The organism is Streptomyces sp. TRM64462, assembly GCF_013362995.1.
Lineage (GTDB): Bacteria > Actinomycetota > Actinomycetes > Streptomycetales > Streptomycetaceae > Streptomyces.
Map to the genome: position 1 here is coordinate 1 of NZ_JABWDV010000044.1, position 6452 is coordinate 6452.

Sequence of the window (6452 nt, forward strand, 5' to 3'; positions counted from 1 at the left end):
GCGCGACAGGGGGCCTGGGGGCGGAGCCCCCAGTTACGGGAAGGGGCGGGACAGGGGAAAGCCCCCCGGACACGCCTAGCCCCGGCGCGGGCCCATGCTGGAGGCGCGGACGACGAGTTCGGGGCGCAGGACGATGCGCTGGTGGGCGTGGCGTTCGGCGGTGTCGCCCGTCTCCTCCATGAGCAGCTCCGCCGCCAGGCGGCCCATGCGGCGTGCGGGCTGGCGGACGGAGGTGAGCGGTACGGCGGCGGCCGCGGCGAACTCGATGTCGTCGTAGCCGACGAGCGCGATGTCGCCGGGCACGGAGACGCCGGCCGCGAACAGGGTCTGGAGCACGCCGAGTGCGAGCAGGTCGTTGGCGCAGAACACGGCGGTGGGGCGCGGCGACATGCCGAGGAGCCTGGCGCCCGCGTCCCGCCCGGACGCGACGTCGAGGCGCTCGGTGTCGACGCGCACGAGGGCGTCGCCGGGCAGCCCGGCATCGGCGAGCGCAGCCAGGGCGCCGGTGCACCGGTCCTGGATCTGCGGCAGGTGGGCGGGGCCGCCGACGTAGACGATGCTCCGGTGGCCGCGGTCGAGCAGGTGCCGCGCGGCCAGGGCGCCGCCCTCGACGTCGTCGACGGAGACGGAGCAGGCGTCGCCGCCGGCGGCGGTGCGGTCCACGAACACGTACGGGATGCCGTGCCGCGCGAAGGCCCGCAGCGTGCCGCCTTCGGGGTCGGCCGGCGTGACGAGGACGCCGCGGACGCGCTGTTCGGCGAAGAGCGACAGGTACTCGGCCTCCTCGTCCGGGTCCTGGGCGCTGTTGCAGAGCATCACGCCGAGGCCGGCGTCGCGGGCGGCGCGCTCGGCGCCGGTCGCGAGGTCGACGAAGAAGGGGTTGGCCATGTCGAGGACGAGCAGCGCGATGATCCGGCTCTGCCCGGCGCGCAGCTGCCGCGCTGACTCGCTGCGTACGTAGCCGAGCTCCTCTATGGCGGCCTGGACGCGCTCGCGGGTGGCGTCGGCGACGGCGTCGGGCCGGTTGATGACGTTCGACACCGTGCCGACGGAGACGCCCGCCCGCTGGGCGACGTCCTTGATTCCCACCATGCGCGCCACGCCGCGCACCCCTCTCCTCGGTCGGGCCGGACGGCCATCGTACGCAGAATGAAAGCTTTCAAGACTCCCCTTGGCGGCGGCCTGGCGGCAGCGGGGGGCGCGGCAGGAGCCGAGCGCCGGAGGAGGGCAGCCGATGAATCGATTCATGCTGCACTCAAGCCGGGCTCCGAGCAAGCCCGGCGGGACGCCGAGGCGCGAATTTGTCAGAAGCGTTGACTAATACCCGACCGGGCTCCTACCTTCGGCCCGACATCCGAGAGAAAGCGCTTACCACGCCGTCGGAGTGCCCGGCGGAGGACGGGAGAGGTCATGGGAGACCGCACGACATCCGCCCGCGCGCCACAGGCGCCCCGGGCCCGCACGGCCCGGCTCGCCGCGGTTCTCGCCCTGATGGCCGGCCTCGGCACCGCGGCGGCGGCCGAGGCGCTGCCGGCCGAGGCACTGCCGGCCGAAGCGCGGGCAGCAGCCGAAGCGCGGGTAGCCGGAGCACAGGCGGCCGGAGCACAGGCGGGCGTGGACGACCGGGACCGGCGCGGGCCGGTGCGCGACGTCAGCCGGGACATGCTCGCCCCGGACGACGGCTGGGCCGCCGCCGAGGGCGGGACCACGGGCGGGGCCGCCGCCGACGCGGCGCACGTCCACACCGTGCACGACCGCGCCGGCCTCGTGCGGGCGCTCGACGGCGGCAGCGACACGCCGAAGATCATCAGGATCGCCGGGACGATCGACGTCAACACCGACGACCGCGGCCGCCGCCTCACCTGCGCCGACTACGCCACGGACGGCTACGACCTCTCCGCCTACCTGGCCGCCTACGACCCCCGCACCTGGGGCCCGGCCAGGCCGTCCGGCCCGCAGGAGGACGCCCGTAGGGCCTCGGCCGCCCGCCAGGCCGAGCGTGTCACCCTCAAGGTCGGTTCCCACACCACGCTGGTGGGCCTCGGACGGGACGCGGTCCTGAAGGGCGCGAGCCTCCAGGTGGCGGACGCGGACAACGTCATCATCCGCAACCTGGAGGTGCGCGACACCTACGACTGCTTCCCCCGGTGGCAGCCCAACAGCGGCGGCCTGGGCGACTGGAAGGCCGAGTACGACAACATCTGGCTGCGCGGCTCCACCCATGTGTGGGTGGACCATGTGACCCTCAGCGACCGGGGCCGCCCGGACGCGGCCGAGCCCACGTACTTCGGCCGCAACTACCTGCGCCACGACGGCCTGCTGGACATCACCAACGGAGCCGACCTGGTCACCGTCTCCTGGAGCCGGTTCGCCGAGCACGACAAGGCGATGCTGATCGGCAACAGTGACAGCCGCGTGAGCGACCGCGGGAAGCTGCGGGTGACGCTCCACCACAACGCCTTCGAGGACATCGTGCAGCGGGCCCCGCGCGTCCGGTTCGGACAGGTGCACGTCTACAACAACCGGTACGTGGTGCCCGGGGACGCCCACGACTACCGCTACTCGATCGGCGTCGGCACCGAGTCAGCGATCACCGCCGAGAACAACGCCTTCACCACGCCCGCCCACGTCGAGGTCGCCGACCTGGTCAAGAGCTGGAACGGCACCGGTCTCCAGCAGCGCGGCACGCTCTTCAACGGCTTCCCGGTCGACCTGCTGGCCATCCACAACGCCTACAACTCCGGCAGCGAACGCGATCTCGTCGCCGACGTCGGCTGGACCCCGTCCCTGCACGGACCGATCAGCTCCGCCGCCACCGCGGATCGCGAGGTGACCCGACACGCGGGCGCGGGCCGGGTCCGCTGACCCGGGCCCCCGCGGGAAGAGAGCACACCAGCGCGCCGTACTCGTGAACCAGCCGTCCACGCCGACGGCTTCAAGCCGACCGCCGCCCTCCCCCGAGGCGGATCACGTTCCACGACAGGGGCTCCAGGACCGCGTGCAGCACGCCGTCCTCGATGCGCGTGCCGGTGACCGGGTGCGGGAGGACGCGGTCCGGTTCGTCGCGGGTGTTGCGGGCCTCCGGGTCCGCGTCGGCGAGGGCCGTGTGCGCGATGACGTCCGTGACGCCGAGGCCGTGCAGGGTGACCTCCAGAGGCAGCGGCTCGTCCTGGCCGCGGTTGACGGCGAAGACCGTGACGGTGCCGTCGTCGGCGCGTACGGCGGTGGCGTGCAGCAGGGGCACGGTGCCGTGGGCGCGGGTCTCGTACGCGGGTGAGTCGACCCGTACGTCGAGGACGCGGCCGCGGCCGTGGCGGGAGGCCTGCGCGAACGGGAAGAACGTGGTCTGCCGCCAGGCGGGGCCGCCGGGCTCCGTCATGATCGGGGCGATGACGTTGACGAGTTGGGCGAGGCACGCGACGGTCACGCGGTCCGCGTGGCGGAGCAGCCCGATCAGCAGGGAGCCGAAGACGACGGCGTCCGTCACCGAGTACACGTCCTCCAGGAGGCGCGGCGCCTCGGGCCAGTCCAGCGGTTCTTCGGCCGTCTGCCGCTGGTGGCGGCGCATGTACCAGACGTTCCACTCGTCGAAGGAGAGATGGATCTTCTTACGGCACTTGAGGCGGGCGCCGACGTGGTCGCAGGTGGCGACGACCTCCTCGATGAACGCCTCCATGTCGACGGCGGAGGCGAGGAAGGAGCCGCGGTCGCCGTCGGTCTCCTCGTAGTAGGCGTGCAGCGAGACGTAGTCGACCAGGTCGTACGTCTCCGCCAGCACGGTCGCCTCCCACGTGCCGAACGTGGGCATGCCGCGGGAGGAGCTGCCGCAGGCGACGAGCTGGACGTCCGGGTCGATCTGGCGCATGGCGCGGGCGGTCTCGGCGGCGAGCCGCCCGTACTCGGCGGCGGTCTTGTGGCCGGTCTGCCAGGGGCCGTCCATCTCGTTGCCGAGGCACCACAGGCGGATGCCGTACGGCTCCTTGTCGCCGTGCGCGGCGCGGCGGTCGGAGAGTTCGGTGCCGCCGGGGTGGTTGGCGTACTCCTGGAGTTCGAGGGCCTCGGTGACACCGCGGGTGCCGAGGTTGAGCGCCATCATGGGCTCGGCGTGGGGGCCGATGCGGCGCAGGAACGCCATGTACTCGGCCAGGCCGAACCGGTTGGTCTCGGTCGACCGCCAAGCGAGGTCGAGCCGCCGCGGCCGGCTGTCGACCGGCCCGACCCCGTCCTCCCACCGGTAACCGGACACGAAATTTCCGCCGGGATACCGGATGACGGTGACCCCCAGCTCCCGTACGAGGTCGAGGACGTCGGTCCGCAGGCCCGACTCGTCGGCCGCCGGATGTCCGGGCTCGTGGATGCCGGTGTACACGCACCGGCCGAGGTGCTCGACGAACGACCCGAAGAGCCGCGGGTCGACGTCGCCGACGGTGAAGTCGGGGTGCAGCGCGAACCGGGCGGGTTCGATGGGCGGCATGGGTGATGTCCTTCCGGAAGGGCGACGAACGACGCGGACGCGCCCATGGTGATCGCTCCTCCCCACCGGAATCCAGCCCTCTGCACGCATGACCGCACAGCATTCGACATCCCGAACGCGCCACGTGCTCACCTGCCGGGAACCAGCACCGTGAGACGGAAACCGCTCGGGGTGCGGCGGCTCGTGGCGGTGATGTGGGCCGTGCCCGGGTGGGACGCCACCAGGTCCCAGGCGGTGTGGCCGGGGTCCGCCTCGAACAGGACCGGGACCACCTCGACGGCCGTGCTGTCCGCCTTCCCGTCAGGGAGGAAGGAGGCTCCGTGGCGGGCGGTGTCCCGGGAGTCGAGCCGTGCCGCGGGCGCACCTGTCGCGTCCTTCAGCGGATCTGCACACCGAATGTGCAGCCGTCACACCGTCTCCCACGCCGCGTCACCGGCCTGGTCGCCCGCTCGCCCATGGAACGGCTCATTGCTGACGCAATGTCCGCTTTTCCGGACGCGCGCCGTCGTGCGGCCCTGCGACCGGTGCGTGAAACGCCCGTGCCGGCCGGTGAAGAAATGGACACCGAGCGATGAAGGAGCCTGCACAACAAAGGAATTGAGCGGCACGTAGCCACTCTTCCGGGGGTCTTCTCGATTGGCCGTTCGCATGTCGTGCGTGCTTTGATCCAACGCACCGCAGCAGGGCCACGACGTCCGTCGCGGTGTTTCCGAGAAATTCGCGTGAAAGGAAACCCCACATCATGAACGCCCCCCAGATCCAGACCCAGGAAATCTCCGACGCCGACCTCGACAACGTGGCCGGCGGCCTCTGCGGCGGCCTGGTCGGCAACCTCGTCGGCTCGGTCGACGCGGTCGTGCCGGTGGCCGGCACCGTCGCCGACCTGACCGGCACCACCGACGCCCTGACCGGCCTGAACACCCAGGGCGCCACGGCCTACGCCGCCGGCCTCTGAGGCGTACCGCCGCACGGCGGTGACGGCCCGCCGGCATCCCCCCACACGGTGCGGTGGCACCGTGCCGGCCGGGCCGCAGGGCCGTGTGCCCCGGAATCCGCCGTCCGGGACACACGGCCCGTTCCCTTACCGAATCGCCATCGGTTCAAGCCCGTCCATGTCATACGCGGTCCGAGGAAAGTGTGTCGTGCAGTTCCGCCAACAGGCCCTTTCCAAACTGCAGTCGCCGGAGGAGATCGACCTTCCGGTGCGTTTCGCGCGCCCGCAGGGTCTGCTCGTCCTCGCCGTCACGGTGGTCGCCGTGATCGCCGCGTCCGTCTGGGCCGTGGCGGGATCCGTCGACACGACCCTCCGCGCGCCCGGCATCCTCACGCACGCGCAGGGCAGTTACGTGCTCCAGAGCCCCGTCGCCGGCCAGGTCACCGCCGTCCACGCCGAGGAGGGCGACCACGTCGGCGCCGACTCCCCGCTCGTCGGCATCCGCACCGCGCAGGGCGACGGCGTCGTCGTCCGCACTCCCGCGCCCGGCCGCGTCACGTCGCTGGCCGCCGCCATCGGGGCCGTCGTGACCACGGGGGCCGACATCGCGGCCGTGGAACGCGTCGACGAGGAGGACGACCCGCTGACGGCCGTGCTGTACGTGCCGTCCGGCAGCGCCGCCTCCGTGCCCGTGGGCGCCTCCGTCGACCTGACCGTCGAGTCGGTGCCCGCCCAGCGGTACGGCGTGCTGCGCGGGCGCGTCAAGGAGGTCGGCCGCACGCCGCTGACGAGCCGGCGGATCGCCGCGTTCCTCGGCAGCGGGCAGCTCGGCGAGGAGTTCGCCCGCGAGGGCAGGCCCGTCGCCGTGCTCGTGGAGCTGGACCGCTCGGCGTCCACCGCGACCGGCTACGCGTGGTCGCGGTCCGACGGGCCGCCGTTCCCGCTCGCCTCGATGACCCTCGCCACCGGAACCGTCCACGTCGCCGCCCAGCGCCCCGTCGACTGGCTGCTGCCATGACCCACCCCACCGCACCCGACCGCCGC

General features: G+C 72.7%; 6 protein-coding genes. 3 read left to right on the forward strand and 3 right to left on the reverse strand.

The features are described from left to right. Positions 1-75 precede the first annotated feature (75 nt). Positions 76-1092 carry a LacI family DNA-binding transcriptional regulator gene (locus HTZ82_RS02100; protein ID WP_175407530.1) on the reverse strand — a complete coding sequence of 339 codons (1017 nt, stop codon included), beginning with the start codon at positions 1090-1092 and terminating at the stop codon, positions 76-78. A gap of 570 nt (positions 1093-1662) precedes the next feature. Between HTZ82_RS02100 and HTZ82_RS02105 the strand changes: the two genes are divergently transcribed. Continuing rightward, on the forward strand, positions 1663-2865 hold the full coding sequence (locus HTZ82_RS02105; protein ID WP_254711567.1) for a polysaccharide lyase family 1 protein: 1203 nt from the start codon (positions 1663-1665) through the stop codon (positions 2863-2865). Between the two features lie 70 nt (positions 2866-2935). Here HTZ82_RS02105 and HTZ82_RS02110 read toward each other — a convergent pair whose 3' ends face one another. Next, positions 2936-4474, reverse strand: a complete 1539-nt coding sequence (locus tag HTZ82_RS02110; RefSeq protein ID WP_175407526.1) for an alpha-N-arabinofuranosidase — start codon at positions 4472-4474, stop codon at positions 2936-2938. A 128-nt stretch (positions 4475-4602) separates the two neighbouring features. Next, positions 4603-4746 (reverse strand): hypothetical protein, encoded by a 144-nt coding sequence (locus HTZ82_RS02115; protein ID WP_175407527.1) that lies wholly within the window; start codon positions 4744-4746, stop codon positions 4603-4605. Positions 4747-5216: 470 nt separating this feature from the next. Between HTZ82_RS02115 and HTZ82_RS02120 the strand changes: the two genes are divergently transcribed. Beyond that, entirely contained in the window at positions 5217-5429 is a 213-nt protein-coding gene (locus HTZ82_RS02120) for a type A2 lantipeptide (RefSeq protein ID WP_175407528.1), read from the forward strand. Positions 5430-5616: 187 nt separating this feature from the next. Further along, positions 5617-6426 carry an HlyD family efflux transporter periplasmic adaptor subunit gene (locus tag HTZ82_RS02125; protein WP_175407529.1) on the forward strand — a complete coding sequence of 270 codons (810 nt, stop codon included), beginning with the start codon at positions 5617-5619 and terminating at the stop codon, positions 6424-6426. The last annotated feature ends 26 nt before the right edge of the window (positions 6427-6452 follow it).

What these genes read in the sequence shown, in the direction of transcription:
- HTZ82_RS02105 (WP_254711567.1), top strand. Translation starts at nt 1,663, where the DNA reads ATGCTCGCCCCGGACGACGGCTGGGCCGCCGCCGAGGGCGGGACCACG.
- HTZ82_RS02100 (WP_175407530.1), bottom strand. Translation starts at nt 1,092, where the DNA reads ATGGTGGGAATCAAGGACGTCGCCCAGCGGGCGGGCGTCTCCGTCGGC.
- HTZ82_RS02110 (WP_175407526.1), bottom strand. Translation starts at nt 4,474, where the DNA reads ATGCCGCCCATCGAACCCGCCCGGTTCGCGCTGCACCCCGACTTCACC.
- HTZ82_RS02120 (WP_175407528.1), top strand. Translation starts at nt 5,217, where the DNA reads ATGAACGCCCCCCAGATCCAGACCCAGGAAATCTCCGACGCCGACCTC.